Annotated in this window: 1 pseudogene; it reads right to left on the bottom strand. The window is 48.4% G+C overall.

The features are described 5' to 3' along the window. Window positions 1–196, bottom strand: a pseudogene (locus KVT27_RS24395) (hypothetical protein); the annotation flags it as partial. Between the last annotated feature and the right edge of the window lie 81 nt (window positions 197–277).

Genomic DNA, 277 nt, shown 5'->3' with positions numbered 1-277 from the left:
AGGGATGCTCCCCATGCCAATCGGTATGAATGCTGTTATTGCATTTGACAATCGCTACGCTCGCCTTGCCGGTTACTTGAACAACGGAGCCTTGAAACAATTCCTCGTAAAGATTGATCAGCAGAGATTGCTCTTTCTTGATTTCACCTTTCATTTTACCTTTGGCCATGACCGCAGAACCCATAAACTCCAGCATCGTTGATTTCCCCGACCGCAGGATCGGGATCGTGACGTCTTCCGTGTCGGAGTGGATGGTGCCGTACGTTTTCCAAAGATA

It is taken from the genome of Lysinibacillus sp. GbtcB16 (genome assembly GCF_019091145.1).
GTDB lineage: Bacteria > Bacillota > Bacilli > Bacillales_A > Planococcaceae > Lysinibacillus > Lysinibacillus fusiformis.
This window is presented reverse-complemented; position numbering and strand designations above follow the sequence as displayed.